Here is a 22,267-nt window from a genome sequence, read left to right as displayed (position 1 = left end):
CCCGGTTCGACTTCAAGGTCACTTGCCGCTGCAATACCCGCTCCGCGGCAAGCCGCTGCAAAGCGAAAAGGCTTCGCTAACGCTCCGCCAAATTCCCGCGCAAGCGCGGGAATTGAATTCCGTAAACGGAATTCTAACCGCAATGCAATTCCCGCAAGCGGGAATTGGAAGCACCCGCGCAAGCGCGGGTGCCGGGCTGGCAGCAAGGGGCAGGTGCATCACGTGCGGCACTGTGTAGCGATTGGGATTCCAGGCCACTACCCCAAGGAAGTTGGTGAACCGTCCGACCCCCTCCGCACACCACCGGCACCGTGACGGGTTCCGCTGCGCTCCACCCGAACGGATTCCCCAACTCCCCCACACCCTACCGCCACCCTCACCGATACGCCCGACAGCTAACCCCAACCAGCCGCCAATCATGCGGAATGACGGAGCGTCAACCCCGGAGCAGTGCGCCCTCCAACCCGAGGATGCATCATGTTCAATGGCTGTGTAGTAATTGGGTACAGAGCTCACCGCCCCACATCACAGAGACGGAACTGGACCGCAGATTTCCGAACTACGGGACGCACTTACCCCGGCCACCGAACAGGACCCGGATTCAGACCCGGAATACAGCAAGCGGAAACCGGAGCCGAACGACCTCCAGGGCCGGACGGAGAAACCAACCACCCATCGACACCCGCCGCACCGTATTCTTCGTTTGGCTGTCACGGGCCGTGCCATCGAATTGGCCACCGTTCGCCGGGAGTTAAGCGACTGTCGAATGCGGCGAGATGCTGTCTGCCGTTCCCCCAGCCCAGCCCAACCACCAAGACCGACAACCCCCACGATCCCAGCGCGCGGAGGCGGAGCCGACGCGCAACAGGACACCAGCCGCGCCCGATCCCCGATGCCGCCGCGCCGACCACGCCCGCCCCCCACCCCTTCTCTTCTTCTACTTGGGCAGGGAGCAGCGGCCGCAGAGGGGATGTCAGACCCCCGACCATGGGCAAAACCTTTGGTTGAACTGCGGATACGTGGCCTGTCCCGATGAGGCTCGCGCAAGAGATGTTGCAGGAGAAGGCGCAGGAGTAGCCGCAAGAGAAGGTGCAAGAGTTGGTGCAAGGTTCTGCGTTTCGGGGTCCTTTCCGGACACCCAGAGTGTATTATTGATTTCACAGTTGGGCGGCAACCTGACTGAGTCTCAATCACCAACCCGAGGAGCCCAAGTGGAAACCGAATCCGTTGAGGCAGCAAGCCGCCTCACGATCTACATCGCCGGAGAACACGAGACCGACGCATCTATCGGTCTGACGCTCATCCCCCTTCTCAAGATCCCGACAGCCATCATCGAATTCAGGCACCCTATCGGCGCCCGCGTTTGGTGGGAAGGCTGGTGCGAGGCCGCCGAAATGCTCGACAGGATCTTTCCCGAACAGATCGACGCAGGCGAATGGCGCGAGCCGGAACTCACCATCAATTCGTTTGTGATCCTGGACGACGCGCCCCGTCGCGCCAAGATCCGGGCCCGCAGCGCGGCAGTGAGCCCCGACGGAATCGGCGCACTGTCGGTCACCGTCGGAGGTCTGACGATCGCGTGCGCGTCGCGGGACGCGGTGGAGTGTCAGGTGCGCGGGTGGCGCGAGGCGTACGACGTGTTCGCCAAGGACGGAGGGTTTGGACTGCCGTCCGCCGACGAGGTGGCCGCGCGCGTTCGGGCCGACCACGCTCGCCACGGCGTCAACGAGCTGTCCACGGCCGCCGAGGAGCAGCAGGCAGCCCGGAGGAGGTGACGGGCCGACCGTGGGGCGACCGCCGGTCGCCCCACCCTCCCGGACCCGCAGCCGTCAGAGAAGGGGACAGCATGACCGCAACAGGACCGATCAGCCGGGGGCAGAGGGTACGCATCGAGCGCAACCCCACCCGGAGCCTGGCCGCCCACGCCCGCCCGAGGACCGCACTGCGGTCCGCCCCGTGGCCGGACGTGTGGGAGGGCACGGTGCTGCAAGTGTCGTACGAAGGCGACGAGTTGACCGACGTCGAGATCTACGGCAAGCGCGAGAGCACCGGCGAGGCCAAGCGGGTGGCGTTCAGCCTCGCCCGGAACGCGTTCTTCCGTACGACGGTGACCCCGGTGGAGTCGTCGTAACTCGCCTTGTCCGGGGGGTGATTGAGGGTTGAGATCACCCCCCTTGAGAGCGTATTATTGATTTAGCGAGAGAGCGGCAACTCTCCCGCCGCCAACTCAACAACCCAAGGCAGGGGAACATGAGCCAGTACCAAGACCACGTCCGGCAGACGCTTGACGGGATGCACCCGGACCCGGGCGACAGCCTCAGCGTGGACCAAATGCGTTGGTCCACCGCCCCCGTCACCGCGCCGGACACTGCCACCTCCGCCGCCATCGCCGAGGCACACGCACTGCTGGATCGCGCGACCGACGCGTATATGGCCCTCGTGAATCTTCTCGAAGACGGCGCACACCGTGTCGTGGTGGTCGCCAGCACCCCACAGGGCGAGCTGACCGAGTGCCAGGAACTCACCGTAATCGGGGACGCGGTGGTCATCGACGAGTCGGAATCGTTGCGCGTAACCGTCACCGTCGCAGCCGCCATGGTCGCCTGTTCAACCGGCAGTGTGGTCGTGCGCACCTCCGCTCCCAACGGAGTGGAGTCGGCGCGCGGCTGGGTCGTCCGCAATGGGTGGCTGCGCCCGCTCAGCGAATCCCGGATCCGGCAGGCGTACACCGTCGACGCCGAAACCGGCGCGCCGATGGACCCGCCTCCGGGACTTGAGTTCCGCCAGGCCGAGCGGGTGCCCCGTCCTGAGGCGGACGGGAGCGGCGAGAGCACCGGCCGCACCGCGCCCCCGGACAACCGCCCGCCGAACCGTCGCGACTGAGCACCACCCCTCCGGGCCGGTCGCCCCGACCGGCCCGGAGGGAACACCCTTCCCTGCCTTGCCCTCCCGGTGTGAGCGGCAACTCACCCGGCATCAACCGACCAGGAGACGACCAGCATGACCACGACGACGCACGCCGCCACCAGCAAGCGCACCCCTGCCCGGGGGCCGGCCGCGACGCCTGCCGAAGTGCCGGCGCCCACCGCCCCGAGCGCCGACCTGCCCCGCAACCTGGTCCGCCTCACCGCCCGCGCTCAGGAGGCCGGGTGGACGACCGCCGTGCAGAGGCAGCCCGGACACTGCGCGCTGCTGCTCACCGCCCGCCAGGGAGCCGGTGAAACCGTCCTGCGCTGCGTGTGGAGGCTCACCGCCCGGGGCTACCGCTGGGACGGGGCCGCCCTGGCCCGCAACGGCCAGCAGGCCGCCGAAAACATCGCCTGGCGTGCCCTGGTGGACCTGGTGGCTGCCGAGGCTCCCACCGCCCGCACAGCGCCCGTCCTGTCCGACTACAGCGAGCGGGACGCCTCCCCCGTGACGGCGGAGGTCGTCTCAGCGTCCATCGCCGCCACTCCAGCGGGCGAGGTCCCCGTCATGCTGCGGTCGTGGATCAAGGCCGCCGTCCCGCTGGAGCTGTACCCGTCGCGGTGGGTCGGGCGGGACTACGTCGGAGCTGACTGCCTGCTGGCCCCCAAGGGCGACAACGCGGCGCCGGACAGTCAGCCGGTCCTGACGGTGCTTCCGTCCGACTACCTCACGTCGAACGCCGCCTATCTCGAAGATCTCACCGCATACGCCGTGGAGCAGGGCCGCACCCCCGAGGAGGCAGCCGCGTTCGGCCGGTGGGTGATCTCGTCCGAGATCCTGACGTTCGGAGTGTTCGACTCGGCGTACCGGCAGTGGCTCCGGTCGCTCACGTGCACGATGACCGCCGCCTACGCGGTGCTCACATACACGCGGATGAACGGCGCAGCGCTCCGCCTGGAGTGCGGGTGCGGGCAGCGTCACCCGGGCCGCCCGTGGGAGGGCGCCCCGGTGTGGAACAACGAGGGGTGCCACTACCCCAGCTCCAGCGCCGTCCCCCTGGATCGGGTCGCCGCCCTGATCACCGCGCGCGGGTACCGAGTCACCGGCGAGTGGTCGGGCGATGACGTCGTACGCCGGACGACGGTGGAGCCGCTTTCTGCTCCCGTACCCGACGCGGCGAGGGCCGCAGCAGCGGACGCCCCGCCGTCCGACCCCGGCACGGCCGAAGCCTGGGAGTCCGACGGCGGAGCCTGCCCGGGAGTCGAGCCTCCCCGCGGCCCCGAGCCCGGACCGACCGCCGCCGCCGGACCGCAGGGGCCGGAGCCGACCGGCGACTCCCCCGCGGCCCCGCCCGCCGTGCCGTCGGCGGACGAGGTCGCCGACCTGCCGACGAACGCGCGGAGGCTGGTCGAGGCAGCAACAGCGAACGGATGGGACGTGACCGTCACCGCCAGCGTCATGCAGGGCGACGACGTACGGGCAGTCGAGGTGTCCGGCGAGTTCCCGGTGCGCACCGGGACCGAGCACTTCACCGCCCGGTGCGTGTGGGACAGCTCCCGCTACTGGGCGTCCGCCTCCCAGCGCAAAGGCCGCCACGGAGCCACCTTCCGCGAAGTGCTCGCGTGGGTGCGCGACGTGCGCGCCGTCAACCGCGCGGACGAAGCAGCCGGACGGACCGTGTGGGGACGAACGGCGGGCGGGTGGTATCACCAGATCGGCAACGCCGTCCTCAAGATCGACGCGGCGATGGCGGAAGCACGGTACGAGCACGGCTTGGTGACCGGCGCCGCCGTCGAACGCGCCGGGGCAGCGCTGGCCGACGCCGAGCGGGCTCACCGGGACGCCGTCGACGCCCTCACCCGGGCCCGGCAGGCCTACCGCGCAACCGGGGGCGAGGACGCACGGCCCCTGGCAGCGGAGCGGGATGCGGTGCTGGACGCGGGCAAGCGGGTGCGCGCCGCCCTGGAGAGGGTCAAGGACGCACCGCGCGCGGCGGAGGCCGAGGCGCTCGCCCTGGTGGCGATCGCCGAGGCCGAGCGCGAGTTGCAGGCCCAGGAGGAAGCGTGGCGGGCACGGCTTGCCGCCGAAGGCCGGGAGCCCACCGCCGCCGGATACGGGCGGCTCATTCAGATGTTCGAGGACCCGCAGCGCGCATGGGTGGCCTGGCACGCCGAGCATGGGCAGGCCGGCGAACCCTTCCACAAGGCCTACGACCGGTGGGGTGAGGAGCGGCACGGCAGGGGGCAGCGGTCCGCGTACACCCGCGCGTACCTCAACGCCTCCGCCGCCCTGGACGCTGCGCGCGGAGTACTCGCCATCGCCGTCGGCACCGCGCAGGGAGGCGAGGAGGGCCGCACCCTGGTGCGCAACGGCAAGGACCACAGCCGGAGTGCGCGTCGGTGGGTGGCTGAGTGGCTGATGCGCGGCTGGCGGGCCGACGGCCGGGCCGAGCAGCTCGCCGAGCAGCACCCCGCCGAAGCGGAAGCCGTACGGGTAGCGCGGCTGACCGTGGACGGAGTCGAGGCCTACCGCCGCGCCGAGCGCGAAGCGTGGCAGGCGCAGCAGCAGGCGAAGGCCGCCGCCAACCCCGAGTCCTGACACACCCCGAACCGCCCGGGCCGGTCCGGGCCCGCACGCCCGGACCGGCCCGTCGAGGAGGCACAGCAATGCGGATGAGCAAGCGCCGCGCAGACACCCTGAACCGGCGCGCGCGGTTTCTGCACCAACACCGCAAGCAGCGCGGGACGTTGCCCTGCCTGGAGACCGGCGGGACCCAGGTCTACGCCTACTGGGCACGGGGTGAAGGCCTGGTGGTGTCCGTCCATCTGGACACCGGCGAGGTACCCGCCGACCTGATCAGCCCCAACGGCACGATCCCGGTCCGGATCAACGTCAACGGTGAGTGCGTCTTCGCGGCCGACTGACGCATCACCGGCGTTGCTTCCACCCCCCAAAGAGAGTAATATTGATTTTGCCAGTGAGCGGCAACTCGCCGGCCGCCAACTCGACTCGCACCAGAAGGACAGGGCATGGACTACATCGAGACCAAGCACGTGGCCGCCGAACTCAGGAACCGCCTCAAGGCCCAGTTCCCCGGCGTGAAGTTCAGCGTGCGCAAGGGCACCGGCACCGCCTCCGCATGGATCTCCGTCCACTGGACCGACGGCCCCTCCACAGCCGACGTCGACGAGCTCACCCGCCCCATGCAGGGCGCGCAGTTCAACGGCCAGGAGGACCGCTACGAGCCCACCGGCAACACGGTCACCGTCACGGTCAACGGCCGGAAGGTCACCGGCAAGCCACTGGTCGACGGCATCAACACTCACCAGGACATCTCAGACGACGCCCTGAAGGCCGCCGCCGCCCTGTGGTCCAAAGCCCACGACGGTGCCGAGCCGCCCACAAACGAGATGCTCGACGCCTGCGTCATCAACGGCCACGTCCAGGAGAACTGGGCCCCGCAGCAAATGTGGCAGATCGCCCATGACGTGGTCCTGCCCCAGCGCTGGGCCGCCGCCAAGGAGCAGGCCGCCCAGACCGCCCGTCCAACGACCACCCACGAGAAGGGCGAGGAGGCCCCAGAGGGACTCACGCTCACGCACACGACGGAGGACGGTACGACGGTCACCGGGACGCGCCTGGGGGACGGCGCCGCCGACGTACTGAAGCGGCACGGCTTCAAGTGGCACCGCAAACACCAGTACTGGTACGCCCCCGGCAGCCGCAACAAGGACGCCGACACCGAGTTCGTGACCGCCGTCGCCGCCGACCTGGCCACCGCCGACCTGAAGGTCACCACGATTCTGCCCGAACCGACTCCCGCCGCCTGACCACCCCCGGCCGGGCGCCGCGAGCGCCCGGCCCCCTCCCTCTGGAGTCCTCATGCACACCCACGGCACTTACCAGCTCATCGGCAGCCGCTCCCACCAGTGCGACGCCACCGCCACCTACACCCACAACGGCGCCCGCGCGTACGTCCTGTGCGACGGCATCGGATCCAGCGACGCGGTACGCGAGTGGACCCGCACGGCCGCCCGCCGACTCGCCCGCGCCGCCGCCCAACGCGCCGACGCCGAGGCCGGCCTACGGACCGTCTACGAGGCGTACGCCGCCGAGCCGGACCGACAGGACGAGTTCACCCGCTGGGACCTGCCCGCCGCATGCGCCGTCGTGGCGGTCACCGCCCCCGGCAAGCCGCTCACGGTCGCCTGGTGCGGTGACACCCGCGCCTACATCCTCACCCCACGCGGCACCTTCCACCGCCTCACCGATGATCACAACCTTCGCCGCGTCTACCAGGGCAACCGCAACCGTGTCACGTCATACCTCGGAGCAACGGAGAGCGACGAGGAGAGGAAGGCGCAGGTCGGACATCCCGCGATCGAGTCCGTGACCCGCGGCATGGAGGACTCCCGCCTGCTGCTCGCCAGCGACGGCGCGTACGAGCCCCTGGAGGACTCCAACCGGAGCCTCGCCCACTACCTCACCGGTTCCGCAAGGCACGCCGCGCGGAACGTCGCCGCCTTCGCGATCGGTCACGCCGGACCCCACGCCGACAACGCAACGGCCCTGGTCGCCGACCTGCGCACCACGTAGCACCGCCCACCACGTACCGAGCCCCGCCGGTCCGGGCACCCCAGGACCGGCGCACCGCCCCACCCTCGAAAGGAGGCTTGCCATGGCCGCAAAGCTCAGCAAGGAGCAGACCAAGCAGCACAACCGGGCGTGCGAACTGGTCGACAGCAGGCGGAGCTTGACGGAGGAGGAGCGGGAATTCGTTCTCAATCACTTCCACGAGTCCGCGAACATCGGCCGCACTCTGGACGGCGCGTTCTTCACCCCGGCCGGGCTCGCCGGCGAACTCCACCACGTGATCCCGGGTGACCGCATCATCGACCTGTGTGCGGGTATCGGGCGCCTGGCCTGGCACGCCCGCGACCTGGTGAACCGGCACTTCGAGCGCCTGCCGCCGCGCGAGATCGTGTGCGTGGAGCAGAACCCGGAGTATGTGAAGGTCGGGCGGCGCGTCCTGCCGGAAGCGACATGGATCTGTGCCGATGTGCTGGACGTCCCGGGCATGGACCTTGGCCCCTTCGACTGTGCGATCAGCAACCCGCCGTTCGGCCGGACCAAGCGCAGCCGCAACGCCCCCGGCTACCGAGGGCCGCTGTTCGAGTTCCACGTGATCGCGGTCGCCGAGATGCTCGCCCGACGAGGGGCGTTCATCATCCCGAGGGAATCCGCACCGTTCCGGATCGAGACCGGGTTCGTCGCGCAGGACTCGCCCGCCTACGAGCGCTTCCACCGCGAGACCGGAATCAAGCTCCGCCCCAATCCCGGCATCCCCACCGACCTCTTCCGCGACCAGTGGCGTGACGCCTCACCGGCCGTCGAAATCGTGGTGCACCACCGCGACGAAGACGAGTTGGAGGTAGGGGCCGAACAGGCCGCCCGCGCGCGGCAGTCGGCGAACGTCCGGGCGCTCCGGCCGACCGCTGCTGCCGCCGTGCCCAAGACCGCGCGGGAGACCGGAGGGACGCAAGACGCGGACACCTTGTTCTGAAGCCCCGGACCACGACATGATGGTGTATTATTGATTTTGGAGTGAGCGGCAACTCGCTCCGTCACCAACTCCGCAGGAGGACGCACGATGACCACGATCCGACGGACCTGGACCAACCGTGTTGCGCAGATCCGCGCAGCGGCCCGTTCCTGCCGTGCCTACGACTCCGACAGCGGCAACATGCTGCCGGTCGACCCGGCCCGCGCGTTCGAGGCCTGGGACAGCTCGCCGCGCGCCCGGCTCACCGAGGACACCCCGGGGCAGAAGTGGACGGTCCACGTTCACGCCAACAAGTTCTACGTCCTGACCGCCGAGGAGTCCGCCGCCACGGCAGGCCACGCGCCGGCCGCCGAAGCACCCGCGGATTCCCCCACCGCCTGTCCGGGCCCCCGGCCCCCGCGTGAGGCCGCTGGACCGGCCAGGACTCAGGACCACCGCGCGGCTCTCGCCCTCGCGGCCCGCAGGGTCACTTCCGAGGCCGCGGGGCGTGACCGACTGCCCGCCCACGTGCCCGCCGAGACGGCCGATCTCGTGGGGATGACCGTCCGGGTGAAGCTCGCCCAGGGCTACAGCCACGGGCAGATCCGGGCGGAGTTCGAGCACGCGCGCGCCCACGCCGAGACCACCGGGGATGCCGGAAGGGCACGGGGCCTGGGGACGATGCTCGCGCTGCACGCCGTGATGGCAGCCGAGGAGCCCGCCGCCGAGCCGCCCACCAGCCCTTCCCCCACCGGCAGCTCCCCGGAGGGGCCGCAGGAACACCGCCCCGGCTCGCACCGAACCGGCCGCGCGGGCAGTGACAGCGTGCTCTCCCGGATCGACTCCGTCTTGCACGACGGCGCCGTCACCGGAGACCCCGACGTCAGCGGCGACGCCATGCGGTCGGTGCCCCTGGCCGACCCGGCCGACATCATCCACGCCTACACCCGCGCCCAGGCTCTCGCGGACGGCGTCCTTGTGGCCGCCGACGCCGAGTTGACCCGCGAGGCCGGGTTCCGGGTTCCGGTCGCCCTCACAAGCGCCGTGTGGGAGGGCTGCGTGGCCTGGAACGAAGGCGACAGCGAGCGGCAAGTGCCGCAGGACGAACGCGGCCGCCTGTGGGACGTGCTGACCATGGCCCGCGCGGCGATCCGGCGCAGCGGTGGGGGCGGCGACCGGGTCACCGTCGACCTGCGGCGGGTACCGCGCGACGGCCGCACCCAGCACCCCCGCCCGGTCCAGCTCGTGTGCGCGATCGGGCCCGGCGACCACGGCGAGCCCGTGATCACGATCATGGAGCCCCACGAGGACTGACCCCCTGCGTCCGAGGGGCAGGGGCCTTCCCGCCCCTCGGACACAGTCGTCATCGGAATGTGATTCATGGTCGGGGCTCATGGTCGCCGCTGTGGTCGGCCCCGCCCGGTGTCCTGCCCCCGACCAACCCACCGCCGCCCAGGAGGACCGTCATGCCGACGAAGACCCGGAAGTGCCACGACTGCGACACCAACAACGCCACCACCGCGACCGATTGCGCCGTCTGCGGCCGGCCCCTCCCCCGGTCCCGCGTCCGGGGGGCGCGGGTCTCCCGGGTACGACGAAGCCGCGACCTGGACTGACCCGAACCCTGCTGCCCCGAAGCAGTTCCCGAATGACCCGAAGGAGACTTCCGTGTCCGACCGTTCCGCGCTCCAGCTGTACGTCTACGCCATGCCCGAGGAGGACCGGGCCGCCGTACAGCTCGGCATCGACGACAACTGCCTTGAACCGTACGACGCCTCCAGCAGCACCATCGTGCTCGGGATGCGCTACCTGACCGATGAAGTCCCGGTCGGCTCCGCACACGATCTTGCTGTGCATCTGCTCACGAAAGCACCCGGCACGGCGTTCGAGCTGTGGCAGGACCCCGTGTTCGAGCACCCCGGCCACTACGTGGCGCATCTTCCCGGCCTGGGCACCTACGAGGGGCGGTGCGACTCCCAGGGCTCCCCCTTGGTGAAGCTCACCGACGTACTTGACACGCTGACCACGGCCCCGGACAGCGCCTCCGCCCTCCCCACGGACGAGTTCACGCGCCATGGGCCGCTCTTCGCCGCCCTGCGACGCGCCCAGACCACGCGACACCCCCTGACCTGCGCAGATACCTGACTCATCCTCAGAAAAAAGGTGTTGCCCCACCACCGAAAGCGCGTATAATTGATTTCGAGAGCAAGCGGCAACTTGCTCAACACCAACCGATCGCACGAGGAGCAATCCGTGAGCGACACCGCAACCACCACACCGATGCAGCGGGCCACCCTGCGGCTCGGCCAGATCCGCGTCAACGAGAACAACGTCCGCCAGGACCTCAGCCTGGACGAGAAGTTCCTCAAGTCCATCGCGGCCAACGGCGTCAAGGTCCCCGTCGTGGTCCTCCCGCTCGGAGAGGACACCTACGAGCTGAAGATGGGGCACCGGCGCTACTTCGCCTCCCTGGCCACCAAGGAGACCAAGCAGGAGCAGGACGCGATCGAGGTCCCCGCCTATGTGCTCGACCCCTCCCTGCGCGAGGCGGGCGAGGACTTCATCGACCAGCTCATCGAGAACGACGACGCCTTCCGCAGGGGCCTGACCGAGCTGGAGCAGGCCGACGCCCTCTTCGGCGCGGTCGGCGCGGGCATGAAGCAGGCGCGGGTCGCCGAGCTCACCGGCCGGTCCCGCAAGGAGGTCTCCCAGGCGGTCAAGACCGCCAAGACGGTGGGCGAGCGGACGCGCGCCGCGCTCACCGAGACCGGCACCTACGACCTCGACCTCGAAGTGCTCGGTGTGCTGGGCGAGTTCGACGACGACCCCGCCGCCGTAGACCGGCTGCTGGAGGCCCACTCCAAGGGCCGCTTCGAGTTCCAGGTGCAGTGGGAGCGCGACGACCGCACCGAGCGCCTCGCCCGTGAGAAGGTCCGCCCGCAGCTCCAGGCGGCCGGAGTGCGGCTGGCCGAGGACTCCGACACCCTTCCGCCGACCGCCGAGCAGCTCGCCGAGCTTGACGGCCCGGACGGCGAGCCCATGAGCGCCGAGGCCCACACCGGGTGCCCGGGCCACGTCGCGACCTGGGCCGAGAACCCCCAGGAGCCCGGCGAGCTGGACTACTACTGCACCGACCCGGACCGCTTCGGCCACCGTCCGCCCCCGGAAGACACCCCGGAGACGGACGGCGAGGGCGAGGACGAGGCAGACGAGCAGCCGACCGAAGAAGCAGAGGCCAAGGTATCGGAGCCCTCACGCGAGTACGTGAAGGCGGGCAACAAGGCCTTCCGCGCCGCCGAGAAAGCCCGGCAAGCGTGGCTGAAGGACCTCATCGGCCGCAAGACCGCGCCGAAGCCCCTCGCCGCGTTCATCACCGAACAGCTCCTTTCCTGCCCCAAGCCGGTGGCCCAGTGGTCCGGCGACGTCGGCCGCCACAACCTCATCAAGGAGCTGACCGGCTACACCACCCTCGCCGACCGCGCCAAGTCGGCGACCCCCGCCAAGCTCACCCTGCTGAACTTCGCGGTGCTCGCCGCGACGTTCGAGAAGCGCATGGGCGAGGTCCGCACCTGGCGCACCGACCGCACGGCCCGCTCCGCCGTCTACGAACTGTCGGAGATCCGCTCCGACGCCCGCACGTGGCTGGCCTTCCTCGCCGAGATCGGCTACCCGCTCTCCAGCGTCGAACAGGCCATCGTCGACGACGAGCCCTACCAGGAGGACGAGCCAAACGCGGAAGACGCCGACGGCCAGGCCGACGAGGACACCGAGGACGGCGCGAGCGCCGAGGACTCCGAGGACGCGTCCTGACCTGCGGCCCCGGGGGCCGGACCGATGGGTCCGGCCCCCGGGGCCCCGCCCCTCTCTCTGCGCGCCGCCCGCCCGGAAGGCCTCGCCATGCTCCGCTCCGAACTCCGCCTCACCACCCGCCTGTTCGTCACCCAGGCCGCCGTCACCAACCACACCGGCCTCATCGCCCGGGCCGCTCTCGCCATGCCGGCCGCGCCCTTCGGCACCGCCGCCTGGCAGCTGCCCGCGCTGGTCTCCTACCTTCACCGCCTCCACCAGGACCAAGAGGACCCCTCCCCCGCACTCTGGCGCGCGCACACCGAACGCCCCACCGGCCCCGTGCCCCGGCCGCACATCCGTTACCACGGTGACGGCCTGCACGACCCGCACGCGGTGTGCGTGCTCGACATCCAGCTCGGCCCGCGTGACGAGGAGACCGGCTGGCCCGCCGCCGACCTCGCCGTCATCGAACAAGAGGAGGGCGCCTGCCCCTTCGGACGCGTCACCCGCCGCCACGGAGCCGAGGCCATCGCCGCCTACACCGCCCAGGAGCTGACCGCCGAGCACACGGCGCTCATGGACCGCGCCCGCCGCTACCAAGACGCCGCCTTCGTGCGCCTCGCCGAACTGGCCCAACGCGCCGCCGACTGGGCCGACAAGGTCCGCGCCGCCGCGCACGCCGACGCCATCCACATCCAGGCCGACAAGGCCCGGGCCCGCATCACCCGCTGACCAGCACCACTCACCGCCACCCTTGGAGGCCTGCGCCATGTCCGCGTTCGAGCCCGTCTCTCCGACCTACGGCCTCTGTGACGCCGTCGTCGCACACCGGCTGCACTGCGCCGAGTGCCTCCGAACCGACCTGCCCGGCGGCTATCGGCTGACCCTGCGCACCCGCGAGCTGCACGGGCCGCTCCAGGCGGCCCTGGCCGCACCGTCGCCCACCGGACCGGCCCGGATCTGCACCGCGCGCTTCAGCGCTGTCACCCCGCTGCCCGCCGTGTCACGCATTCTGGACGCGGTCACCCGCTACGCCCCGGCCCTGCCCGACGCCCGCGACGCCCACCCGTCTCCCGATGCCGTGGCCCGCCTGCTCACGACCGGCGCCCCCTTCCGGCAGCCCGGCGAGCCTGGGCTGCTCGTCCAGTTCGGGCATACGCAGGCCTGGCTGGAGGGCCGACGGCTCAGCGTCACCCTGGTCGGTCCCGGCAGCGGGCTCAGCCTCACCCTGGGTGGCCCCTGGGACGCCCCGTCCACCGCGCGGCTCACCGCCGCCGTCCTGCGGGAGCTGACCGACGCCGGGGAACTCGCCGGCCAGGTCGGCGCGCTGCTGCCGCCTGGGCCGTGGCAGGTGCTGTCCGACCGGTGGCACCCCGATGCCGCCCTGGTGCTTCCCTCAGCCCCGCGCCGGGACCCCGAGGACCCGCTCGGACGCCGCTTCTCCCGGGCCCTGCGGGAGCTGCAGCGCGGACTGTGCGCGGAGCGCCCCGACTGGGACTTCCAGGAACTGATCTCCGTCGAAGGGTCGGCCGTCGCCCTGCGCGTCACGGCACGTGACCGCCTCGTCCCCCGCCTCGTCCGCACGGTGGTGGCAGACGGCGCCTTCGGGTCAGGAGAGTTGAGGAACACCCGCACGACGTTCCTGCCCACCGACCTGCCAGCCCTCCCCTGCCTCGCCCCGGCCCTGATGCCGCGCGCCGTCACGGCGCCCGTCGACCTCCACGTCGCCGCCGAGCCCGAGCGCGACATGTACGGCGTGAAACTGGAACTCGGCGGCTGGCGGTACGTCCTGGACGCCCAGGCTGTGATCTACGGGCCCGGCTGGTACCCCTTCCACCAGCATGTGACCCGGCGGGAGAAGGACCCCACCGCCCCGCTCAACGACCGCGCGGTGCCCACCGGAGAGACGGTGCCCGCCACCGTCCGGATCTCCCCCGACGCCGAACACCGCTCCTGGCGCAACGAGTACGTACAGCTCACCCCCGTTGACCACCGTGTAGAAGCGCGGCTGCAGCTGTACGCCGGGCAGGAGGGGGGATGCGTCCTCGTGCGCGCCGTCACGCTGCAGATCGACTTGAGGACGATGCGGGTGACGCTCCCCGACCAGATCCCCGCGGGCCCGCTTCGCCACCAGGCCGCCATCAAGGGCGAGCGGATCCTCGCCCTTCTGGCAGCCGCGCGGTACGAGCGCGATCACGGGGCCAGCGAGCCGCGCGGGGTGCTCGGACCCTGGGTTCGCGGTGACCCTCCCAGCAGGAATGCCTGACGCCGGGCGGACGGGACGAGCGCACCGGGCTCGCCCGGCCGCCGCGGAGGCGCTCAGCTCTTCGCATCTCCGCCGGTCCAAGGGGCGGCAACCCCGGACCGGCGCTCTCACCAACTCATCAACCCCATCGAGGAACGCCCGTGAACGCCGTACTCACCGCCCCAGCCCGACAGGCGCCGTCGCCGCAGGCAGACGCCCTGTATCCCGAGACATGCACATGCACGCCCGCCGTCTGCTACGCCTGCGGCCACTGCTACCACGACCAGTGCCTGGACTGCGGGTTCTGCACGATGGGCAGCTGCATCTGCCACTGCGAGTACGGCCTCGGCTTCCACCCGAGCGACCCGCCGGCCCACGGCCCGATGTTCTGGATCGGCGGACACCACGCCAAGGCTCTGTCCACCTGGGGCGTGCCGATGTGCGTCTCGCGCTCCGCGCTGACCGGCCGCGCCACACTGCCGCAAGCCGCCGAGGACTGGGTGTACGACTCGGGCGCCTTCTCCGAGCTCGACAACCACGGCGGGTGGACGGTCGGCCCCCGCGCCTACGTCCGCGAGCTGCGCCAGTTCCGTGACGGGATCGGTCGTCTGGTCTGGGCCGGGCCGCAGGACTGGATGTGCGAGCCCAGCATGGTCGCCAGGACAGGTCTGTCCGTGCGTGAGCACATCGACCGTACGGTGGGCAACTTCGTCGACCTGATGGCCGAGGACCCCGGCGTCGACATCATCCCCACGGTCCAGGGCTGGCGCCCGGCCGACTACGAAGCCTGCCTGGACCTGTACGACAAGCGCGGGGTACGGCTGGCGGACTATCCCCTGGTCGGGGTCGGCTCCGTCTGCCGCCGCACGTCGGTCAAGGACGTCGAGGCCGTACTCGCGACTGTGGCCACCGCTGGGCTGCGTCTGCACGGGTTCGGGCTGAAGACCCAGGCCCTTCAAGGGTGCGCCGAGTACCTGTCCTCCGCCGACTCCCTCGCCTGGTCGCGCGATGCCCGCTGGAACGACCCGCTGCCTCAGTGCGCGGGCAAACACAAGAGCTGCTCCAACTGCGTGCACTGGGCGATGCGCTGGCGCGAACGCGTCCTGGACGTCCTCCACGCTCCCCGTCAGCTGATGCTCCCCTCCACGAACTGACGCTCGCCGACTGCCGGTCTCGGGGCGGCAACCCCGGATCGGCCTCCCGCACCAACTCACCGCCCCGAGAGGACCCCTGTGATGTCTGCGTACGAACAACCGCCCCTCGATCTCGGCGCCGTCTGCCAGCGGTGGAGGAACCGCCGGCACAGCTGGAGGCCGACCGGGGAAGGCGGCTTCGACCCTGCTCGCTACCGCGTCCGCGAGATGCCCAACGGTCTCGTCCACACGGCGATGGCCTTCGTCCTCGCCCACCACTACAGCGGCTCTTGGCCCGCCGTCCGCTTCGCCTACAGCCTCTTCGACACCGCCGCTCCCCCGGCCAACCAGTTGGTGGGGGTGCTCACCCTGGGCATCCCCACCCAGGCCGCCGTGCTCACCTCAGTGTTCGGCCGGCTCACCCCCTACGCGCAGGCGCTGGAACTGAACCGGCTCGTGCTCCTCGACGAGGTGCCGGCCAACGCGGAGACGTGGCTGCAGGCGCGCGCTTTCCGGCTGGCGGCCGCCCGGGGCATCCGCGGGGTCGTCGCGCACAGCGATCCCGAGCCCCGGACACGCCTCACCGCCCATGGGCCTGAGACGATCTTTCCCGGCCACTACGGAACGATCTACCAGGCCAAGGGAATGGACTACCTGGGCAAGACCCGCCCGCGGCGCCTGACCCTGCTGCCCGACGGCTCAGTCCTCCACGACCGCGCGAAGTCCAAGGTCCGCAACAACGAGCGCGGCCACGGCGGGGTCGAGCGGCGCCTGGTCGCCCTCGGCGCCCGCCCCCGCACCGAGGGCGAGCCGGGCCGGGCATGGCTGGAGGAGGCCCTGCACACCATCGGCGCGCACGTCGTGCACCACGGTGGCCACCACCGCTACGCCGCCTACATCGGACCGCGCTCCGGCCGCCGCCTCACCACCACCTCCTACCCGTACCCGAAGGCCGACCAAGGGGGTGCGGCCGCATGAACGCCACCACCCCTTCCGCAGCCGGCCTCAGCGTCGACGGCATCGATCTGGTCATCAACTGGGGATTGGGGGTCGACTCGACGGCGTACATGGTGAAGATGCTGGAGGACCCGGCCGCCCACGGTGTCGACCTGGCGCGCACCCTGGTCATGCACCAGCTCACCGGCGACGAGTGGCCCGCCACCCGCGCCCACGCCGAGAAGTTCGTCCTGCCGCTCCTACGCGAGCACCGGGTCAGGCTCGTTCAAGTGGCCCGGGCCAGCCGCGCCTTGGAGATCGCGGTCATGGACGACTCCCGTCAGCCCGAGCGGATCATCGAGCGCGGGCCCTGGGCGCTGTGGGACGAGTACGAGGCGGGCGGCACGGTTCCCCAACAGGGCGGCATGCGGCTCTGCAGCCTCCACGCCAAGGGCGAGGTCGGCGATGCGCTGATCGCCCGGGAACTCGGCGACCGGCCGTTCCGTCAGGTGATGGGGTTCAACGCCGACGAGGCCCTCCGCAGCCAACGGGACGAGGCCGCGAGCAAGAACCCGCAACGCCAGGGCGTGTATCCCCTGATCGAATGGGGGTGGGGGCGCGAGCAGTGCGAGACCTACCTGTACGAGCGCTTCGGCGTGCGCTGGGAGAAGAGTTACTGCAGCTTCTGTTGTTTCCCGGTGTCGATGGGCGCCCTGGCTGACCACCTGGACCGGATGCGCGCCCACCCGGAGATCGCCGGACGGGTGCTGCGCCTGGAGTACACCTCGGTCAGTCTCAACCCCCAGGCGAAGTTGTTCGGCCGGCGCAGCCTGCTGGAGCAGTTCAACCCCGGCCGGGCTACGGACCGGCCCGTCCTCGCTGCGTTCGAGGAAGAGCTCACCTGCCCGTGGGCGCTGTATCACGTACGGCGGATCCTGCCCGTCGCGAAGGTGGACCCCACTCGGCGCGGGCGGCCGATGCGCTCGGTGGAGCGGGTCCACGTGGGCCGCGCCGCCGCTCTGGGCCGCAGGCTGCGTACCGTCGCGGAGCGGCACGGCTATCCCGTCGAGGTCGACGAGCGGTACGGGCGGGTGCGGACATGGATCCGGCGCCGGGAGGCGGTGTTGCCGACGGTGGAGGAGCTGATGGTGACCGCCCCCTATCACGTCCGGGACAAGCAGGTGCCGCGCTTCGAACGGGAGTGGCAGGCGCATTCATCGAGAGGGGTGGGTCGGCGAGATTGACAGCCCCCCACCAAGAGCGTCATATTGATTACGCGAGAATGGCGGCAAGAAAGCGGTGGGCGGCGGAAGGCACCCTCTTACGAGGGTGTCGACCCAGGGCGGCAACCCCGGCCGAACGTCCCGCCGACCACCTTCACCAACTCGACTCGCCGCCGGCGCGTGAGCGCCAGAGGACCAAGAGGAGCAGGCCCTCAGTATAGGGCCGCAGCCAGAACCGGAGAGTGCAATGACCAAGGCCCTCAACCCGCAGCGTCGCCTCGTCGGCGGCCGCGCCGTCGTGAACCGCGACTGGATCCGCGAGTTCACCGGCGCCAGCGTCGGGACCGCGGCCCGCTGGTACAAGGTGCGCGACGAGCAGCCCGCGGAGCACCGTCACCCCGAGAAAGAGCGGCTCGACGGGACCGACTTCTACGACGAGCAGCAGTTCCGCAGCTTCTACACCTGGTTCCAGGAGCACAAGGCGAGCAAGGTCCTCAAGGCCGACCCCGAGCTGTACGAGCTCGACCCGCAGACCGTCGTCTCCATCAACAAGGCCGCCGAGCTGCTCAGCTTCACCGGGGCCTCGGTGATCCGCAAGTACCAGCAGGCGAACCCCGGCTACTTCCCGGACTCCGTCGGCGAGGTCGAGGGTCCCACCGGTCGCATGATCCAGGCCTTCCGCGTCGGCGACCTGCAGGACTTCGACCGGAAGCGCACCGGCGAGAAGCTCGGCAAGGCCGGCCGCCGCCCGGGACCCCAGCCCGAGGCTCCCGTCGGCCGGCCGTCCGCCCTCGAGGAGGCCCTCGCGGCCGAGCTGAGCGCTCACGCCGGCGGTGAGCCGCTCACCGCCACGCAGCTCGCCGAGCGGTTCGTCACCGAGGCGATCGAGCGCGACGGCTACCACCCGGGCCTGGCCGCGGAACTCAGCGTGCAGTACGGAGGGCCGCAGAGGTCCTGGGAGTACGCGGTACGCAACACCCGCGAGCACCACCCGGCGGCCGCACCGCAGCGTACGGACGCCGACCGCCGGGCGGCCATCGCCCTGGCCGCCCTGCAGAAGCGCGGCGATGTGCGCGGGCTCGCCGCCTCCTTGGCCCGCGAGCACGGCGGCAGCCGCGACGTCTGGGAGCGCGCAGTGAAAGCGGCCCGCACGATCGCCGGCCCGAGCACCTGATCTCCCCCACCAGCCGAAGGACGAGGCCCAATGCCCAGCTATCAGCTCCGCGACACCACCACCCGCCAGCTACTCGATTGGGGCCTGGCCGACTATGACGCGGCCGAGGCCGCGGCGGACCGCCTCGACGACAAACTGGAGCGCGACCTCGCGGCCAACGGCGAAGGCGCCGGGCGCATCCGGATGCGTCTCGATGTCGAGAAGGTCACCGCCGGCAGCACCGAGGTCGTCGGGCACCACGTACTCCTCCTGGGCGTCGACAACCCCGCCGACTCCCTGCCCGCGCTCTAGCCGACGGAGACTTGCCAACGGCCCGCAACTCGCCGCTCGAGCGAGGGGGCCCTTCTCCCGTACACGGCGCCGCACCACCCCCGGCAAAGGGGGACCCCCGACCGCGGCCAGGGCGGTCACCGAACCCCAACGCGGGCTGAACAACAGGCCCGCGGTCACATCTCGTCGGGGGTCATCAAGGCCATGACGGGCTCGCCCGAATCGCCGCGCTCCGCGCTGGCGATGAGCGGGTCGGCGCCAGTGGACTCCCGCCCAGAAGGCAACTCCCCGTCAGGCACCACGAAGCAGATCTCGTCCGCCGGCGAGGCCTCGACGGCCCTCGCCACCGCGGACAGCACCGTCCCAGCCGCTCAGCCTCACCGCCGTCGCCACCTGCCACGAATTCCCGTCGCACACCCGCGCTGATGATCAGCGGCACCTCGAAGCCGGCGGCCGCGGCCGCCCCGGACGGGACCTTGACGAGGGCGCCGTCCTCGAAGGCCTCGTCCCGCCTGTACGAGTAGACCAAAGACCCGACGCGCGACCGCGGCGCGAGCAGGGCTGCGACCTGCACGTGCTCACAGAGGGGGTTGCCCCCACCCTTCGAATGGTGTATAATTGATTTCACCTTCCAGGCGGCAACCTGAAAGGTCACCAGCACCTCAGGAGCAGACGTGATCACATTGCCCTTCACTCCCGAACAGCGCACCGTCTACTGGACGGTGGCTGTCTACGACAAGAACGGGTTCGCCCACCGGTCGACCGGCCTGCACGCGTCGGCCGTTCGCCAGCAGTACGACTTCTGGCACCCGAAGCCGTGGACGGACCGCATCGAACTCACCGAACACACGCTCGTTCAAGCCCGCACGATCACCGCCTTCGAGGACCTGCCGGGTGAGGGCGAAGCAACGCCCCTGCCGGATCTCCCGGCCGGCGCACACGAGGTGAAGCGGTTCTTCAGATTCACCCGCGCTCGTGAGGACGGATCCCTGACCGGCTTCGGCCCGGCCGTTCTGCGCACCGGTGACGACGTCCGCCAGTTCTACAACTGGACCGTCAGCACCCAGGACCATGCCCAGGCCGTCCGTGTCGACGTCTCCGCCCTCCGTGTCCTCGACATCACGCTGACCCACCTCACCCGCGACGTCCAGCTCGCCGACCTGCCCGACGACTTCACCGCCTCGCTCATGAGCCAGCTGGAGACGGAAGGCCTGTGCTGGGTCCCCGTCCACAAGCACACCGGGACGTACCTGCGCGTCCGCCTGGCCGACGGCTCGCACATCACCATCAGCGACGCGGCCGCCGTCGGTCGCGAGACCGACTCCGAGCACTCCGTCGGCGACTTCGGTGGCTGGCTCGCAGTACGGCGCGGCGCCAACGACGCACTCACCGAGGTCTACCGCTCCCGCCGGGGCCTGACCCGTGCCGCGGACACCGTGGCTCTGGCAGACGCGGTACTCAACGGCGCCCGCGAACACGGTGGTGGGCCCACCCTCCGGGACAAACCCCGCAAGCCCCACGCCTGAGACTCCTGGTCGATCCCCTCCTGTCGGCCGGGCGCGGCAACGCCCGGCCGACAGCCTCACCAACTCAACTCGTCAAGGAGGCAACTGTGCAGCGGTACGCCCCGGTTCTCACCCCATCCGAGCTCGCACGTCTGAAGGCCGCGTTGGGGCCCGTCCCCTTCGTCGATCTGTTCAGCGGCTGTGGCGGCAGCAGCCACGGCCTGGAGGAAGCGGGCTACCTGCTGCTCCTGGGGATGAACCACGACCCCGTCGCCGTACGGACCCATCGCGCCAATCACCCGCACGCCGAGCACAAGTGCGAGGACATCCACACCTACGACAAGCGCAACCTGCCGTCCGCCCGGGTCTACTGGGCGTCCATCCTGTGCACCGAGGCCAGCAAGGCCGGCGGCAGGAAGCGCTACCGCGGCCAGGGGCGCCTCAGCCTCACCGGCAAGGACGAAGGCGCCAAGGCGGCGACCTTCGTACAGACCAGGGCATCAGCTTTGGACGTACTGGCCGTCGCCGAGCTGCACCGCCCCGACGCCCTCGTAATCGAGAACGTGGCCGAGTTCGCCACCGACTGGGAGCTGTTCGACTGGTGGCTGCGCGGTATGGAACTGCTCGGCTACAACGTACAGATCGTCAACGCGTCATCCGCGCACCTGGGCGGCGGCGACAACCTGCTCGCGCCGCAGCTGCGCGACCGCATCTACATCGTCTTCACCCGCAAGGGTCTCCCCCTGCCTGACCTGCGGGTGCGCCCGGAGGCGATGTGCCCGGAGTGCGGGCCGGTGCAGGCCAACCAGGTGTGGAAGGACCCGAAGGCGCGCCGCATCGGCAAGTGGGGCGAGCAGTACGATTTCCGCTGCCCCAACCAGGCGTGCCGGCACCTGAAGGTGACCCCCGTGACCCGCCCGGTCGCCGACATCATCGACTGGGACCGCCCGGGCCAGCGTGTCGGTGACGGCCGACCGGACCGCAAGAAGTTCACCCCGTACGCGGCCTCGACCCGGGCCCGGATCGCGGTGGGCCTGGAGCGGTTCGGCACCGACCCGCACATCGTCATGCTCCGCAACCACGGCACCGCTTTGCCGATCACCGGCCCCGTGCCCGCGCTGGCCGCGCAGGGCCGTCATCACGCGCTGATCGTCCCGATCGGCCGGAAGGGTGCCCCGCGCGTCACCACCGATCCGCTCACCACGGTTGCCTGCAAGCCACACCACTCGCTGGTCATCCCGGCCCCGACCGTGGACGAATGCACGCTGCGGATGCTGGCGGTGGAGGAGCTCAAGCTCGTCCAGCGGTTCCCGGAGGAATTCATCATCCACGGCAACCAGACCGAGGCGATCCTGCAGATCGGCAACGCCGTCAGCGTCAACGCCGCACGCTGGCTCGGCGAACGGCTCCTTCCCTGCCTGGCCTTGGCCGCCTGAGCTGCCACCACGGCGGTCCGGGCCCCGCTCGGTCCCGGACCGCCCCTCCCCCGCCGTCCAGGTGCGGCAACTCCTGGACGGCGGTTCCACCGACTCACCCCCCGGAG

Annotated in this window: 21 protein-coding genes; all 21 read left to right on the top strand. The window is 70.7% G+C overall.

The window, feature by feature from the left end; genetic code table 11:
• Window positions 1–1,211: 1,211 nt before the first annotated feature.
• Window positions 1,212–1,775, top strand: coding sequence for a hypothetical protein (locus tag ABZ098_RS41920; RefSeq protein WP_356599777.1), 564 nt, complete (start codon window positions 1,212–1,214; stop codon window positions 1,773–1,775).
• A gap of 71 nt (window positions 1,776–1,846) precedes the next feature.
• Window positions 1,847–2,131 (top strand): hypothetical protein, encoded by a 285-nt coding sequence (locus ABZ098_RS41915; RefSeq protein ID WP_356599775.1) that lies wholly within the window; start codon window positions 1,847–1,849, stop codon window positions 2,129–2,131.
• Between the two features lie 161 nt (window positions 2,132–2,292).
• Entirely contained in the window at window positions 2,293–2,883 is a 591-nt protein-coding gene (locus tag ABZ098_RS41910) for a hypothetical protein (protein WP_356599773.1), read from the top strand.
• A gap of 117 nt (window positions 2,884–3,000) precedes the next feature.
• Entirely contained in the window at window positions 3,001–5,505 is a 2,505-nt protein-coding gene (locus tag ABZ098_RS41905; protein ID WP_356599771.1) for a hypothetical protein, read from the top strand.
• A 74-nt stretch (window positions 5,506–5,579) separates the two neighbouring features.
• On the top strand, window positions 5,580–5,831 hold the full coding sequence (locus ABZ098_RS41900) for a hypothetical protein (RefSeq protein WP_356599769.1): 252 nt from the start codon (window positions 5,580–5,582) through the stop codon (window positions 5,829–5,831).
• Window positions 5,832–5,936: 105 nt separating this feature from the next.
• The gene (locus tag ABZ098_RS41895; RefSeq protein ID WP_356599767.1) at window positions 5,937–6,737 is read left to right on the top strand and encodes an LPD29 domain-containing protein; all 801 of its coding nucleotides are present in this window, start codon (window positions 5,937–5,939) and stop codon (window positions 6,735–6,737) included.
• 52 nt (window positions 6,738–6,789) lie between these two features.
• Complete coding sequence (locus tag ABZ098_RS41890) at window positions 6,790–7,503, top strand: protein phosphatase 2C domain-containing protein (RefSeq protein WP_356599765.1); 714 nt, start codon at window positions 6,790–6,792, stop codon at window positions 7,501–7,503.
• An 82-nt stretch (window positions 7,504–7,585) separates the two neighbouring features.
• Complete coding sequence (locus ABZ098_RS41885; RefSeq protein WP_356599763.1) at window positions 7,586–8,470, top strand: methyltransferase; 885 nt, start codon at window positions 7,586–7,588, stop codon at window positions 8,468–8,470.
• Window positions 8,471–8,557: 87 nt separating this feature from the next.
• Window positions 8,558–9,763, top strand: coding sequence for a DUF6573 family protein (locus ABZ098_RS41880; RefSeq protein WP_356599761.1), 1,206 nt, complete (start codon window positions 8,558–8,560; stop codon window positions 9,761–9,763).
• A gap of 152 nt (window positions 9,764–9,915) precedes the next feature.
• A complete protein-coding gene (locus ABZ098_RS41875; protein ID WP_356599759.1) occupies window positions 9,916–10,065 on the top strand; it encodes a hypothetical protein in 150 nt (49 codons plus the stop codon).
• Between the two features lie 52 nt (window positions 10,066–10,117).
• On the top strand, window positions 10,118–10,594 hold the full coding sequence (locus tag ABZ098_RS41870; protein ID WP_356599757.1) for a hypothetical protein: 477 nt from the start codon (window positions 10,118–10,120) through the stop codon (window positions 10,592–10,594).
• Window positions 10,595–10,702: 108 nt separating this feature from the next.
• Window positions 10,703–12,259, top strand: coding sequence for a ParB/RepB/Spo0J family partition protein (locus ABZ098_RS41865; RefSeq protein ID WP_356599755.1), 1,557 nt, complete (start codon window positions 10,703–10,705; stop codon window positions 12,257–12,259).
• 87 nt (window positions 12,260–12,346) lie between these two features.
• Window positions 12,347–12,970 carry a hypothetical protein gene (locus tag ABZ098_RS41860; protein ID WP_356599753.1) on the top strand — a complete coding sequence of 208 codons (624 nt, stop codon included), beginning with the start codon at window positions 12,347–12,349 and terminating at the stop codon, window positions 12,968–12,970.
• Window positions 12,971–13,007: 37 nt separating this feature from the next.
• The gene (locus ABZ098_RS41855; protein WP_356599751.1) at window positions 13,008–14,504 is read left to right on the top strand and encodes a hypothetical protein; all 1,497 of its coding nucleotides are present in this window, start codon (window positions 13,008–13,010) and stop codon (window positions 14,502–14,504) included.
• 140 nt (window positions 14,505–14,644) lie between these two features.
• Window positions 14,645–15,637, top strand: coding sequence for a hypothetical protein (locus tag ABZ098_RS41850; protein WP_356599749.1), 993 nt, complete (start codon window positions 14,645–14,647; stop codon window positions 15,635–15,637).
• Window positions 15,638–15,718: 81 nt separating this feature from the next.
• Complete coding sequence (locus ABZ098_RS41845) at window positions 15,719–16,594, top strand: hypothetical protein (RefSeq protein ID WP_356599747.1); 876 nt, start codon at window positions 15,719–15,721, stop codon at window positions 16,592–16,594.
• Window positions 16,591–17,796 carry a hypothetical protein gene (locus tag ABZ098_RS41840; RefSeq protein ID WP_356599745.1) on the top strand — a complete coding sequence of 402 codons (1,206 nt, stop codon included), beginning with the start codon at window positions 16,591–16,593 and terminating at the stop codon, window positions 17,794–17,796. Before ABZ098_RS41845 ends, ABZ098_RS41840 begins: the two co-directional genes overlap by 4 nt.
• Before the next feature lie 226 nt (window positions 17,797–18,022).
• A complete protein-coding gene (locus ABZ098_RS41835; RefSeq protein ID WP_356599743.1) occupies window positions 18,023–18,949 on the top strand; it encodes a hypothetical protein in 927 nt (308 codons plus the stop codon).
• A gap of 30 nt (window positions 18,950–18,979) precedes the next feature.
• Window positions 18,980–19,240: a hypothetical protein gene (locus ABZ098_RS41830; protein WP_356599741.1), complete on the top strand. Its 261-nt coding sequence runs from the start codon at window positions 18,980–18,982 to the stop codon at window positions 19,238–19,240.
• A 653-nt stretch (window positions 19,241–19,893) separates the two neighbouring features.
• Window positions 19,894–20,745, top strand: coding sequence for a hypothetical protein (locus ABZ098_RS41825; protein WP_356599739.1), 852 nt, complete (start codon window positions 19,894–19,896; stop codon window positions 20,743–20,745).
• 86 nt (window positions 20,746–20,831) lie between these two features.
• The gene (locus tag ABZ098_RS41820) at window positions 20,832–22,160 is read left to right on the top strand and encodes a DNA cytosine methyltransferase (protein ID WP_356599737.1); all 1,329 of its coding nucleotides are present in this window, start codon (window positions 20,832–20,834) and stop codon (window positions 22,158–22,160) included.
• The last annotated feature ends 107 nt before the right edge of the window (window positions 22,161–22,267 follow it).

The organism is Streptomyces sp. NPDC006335, assembly GCF_040612795.1.
Lineage (GTDB): Bacteria > Actinomycetota > Actinomycetes > Streptomycetales > Streptomycetaceae > Streptomyces.
Note: the sequence above shows the minus strand (reverse complement) of the source record. Positions and strands in the feature narration are given on the sequence as shown.

What these genes read in the sequence shown, in the direction of transcription:
- ABZ098_RS41900 (WP_356599769.1), top strand. Translation starts at nt 5,580, where the DNA reads ATGAGCAAGCGCCGCGCAGACACCCTGAACCGGCGCGCGCGGTTTCTG.
- ABZ098_RS41860 (WP_356599753.1), top strand. Translation starts at nt 12,347, where the DNA reads ATGCTCCGCTCCGAACTCCGCCTCACCACCCGCCTGTTCGTCACCCAG.
- ABZ098_RS41895 (WP_356599767.1), top strand. Translation starts at nt 5,937, where the DNA reads ATGGACTACATCGAGACCAAGCACGTGGCCGCCGAACTCAGGAACCGC.
- ABZ098_RS41880 (WP_356599761.1), top strand. Translation starts at nt 8,558, where the DNA reads ATGACCACGATCCGACGGACCTGGACCAACCGTGTTGCGCAGATCCGC.
- ABZ098_RS41855 (WP_356599751.1), top strand. Translation starts at nt 13,008, where the DNA reads ATGTCCGCGTTCGAGCCCGTCTCTCCGACCTACGGCCTCTGTGACGCC.
- ABZ098_RS41915 (WP_356599775.1), top strand. Translation starts at nt 1,847, where the DNA reads ATGACCGCAACAGGACCGATCAGCCGGGGGCAGAGGGTACGCATCGAG.
- ABZ098_RS41910 (WP_356599773.1), top strand. Translation starts at nt 2,293, where the DNA reads ATGCACCCGGACCCGGGCGACAGCCTCAGCGTGGACCAAATGCGTTGG.
- ABZ098_RS41840 (WP_356599745.1), top strand. Translation starts at nt 16,591, where the DNA reads ATGAACGCCACCACCCCTTCCGCAGCCGGCCTCAGCGTCGACGGCATC.
- ABZ098_RS41885 (WP_356599763.1), top strand. Translation starts at nt 7,586, where the DNA reads ATGGCCGCAAAGCTCAGCAAGGAGCAGACCAAGCAGCACAACCGGGCG.
- ABZ098_RS41875 (WP_356599759.1), top strand. Translation starts at nt 9,916, where the DNA reads ATGCCGACGAAGACCCGGAAGTGCCACGACTGCGACACCAACAACGCC.
- ABZ098_RS41890 (WP_356599765.1), top strand. Translation starts at nt 6,790, where the DNA reads ATGCACACCCACGGCACTTACCAGCTCATCGGCAGCCGCTCCCACCAG.
- ABZ098_RS41905 (WP_356599771.1), top strand. Translation starts at nt 3,001, where the DNA reads ATGACCACGACGACGCACGCCGCCACCAGCAAGCGCACCCCTGCCCGG.
- ABZ098_RS41845 (WP_356599747.1), top strand. Translation starts at nt 15,719, where the DNA reads ATGTCTGCGTACGAACAACCGCCCCTCGATCTCGGCGCCGTCTGCCAG.
- ABZ098_RS41835 (WP_356599743.1), top strand. Translation starts at nt 18,023, where the DNA reads ATGACCAAGGCCCTCAACCCGCAGCGTCGCCTCGTCGGCGGCCGCGCC.
- ABZ098_RS41830 (WP_356599741.1), top strand. Translation starts at nt 18,980, where the DNA reads ATGCCCAGCTATCAGCTCCGCGACACCACCACCCGCCAGCTACTCGAT.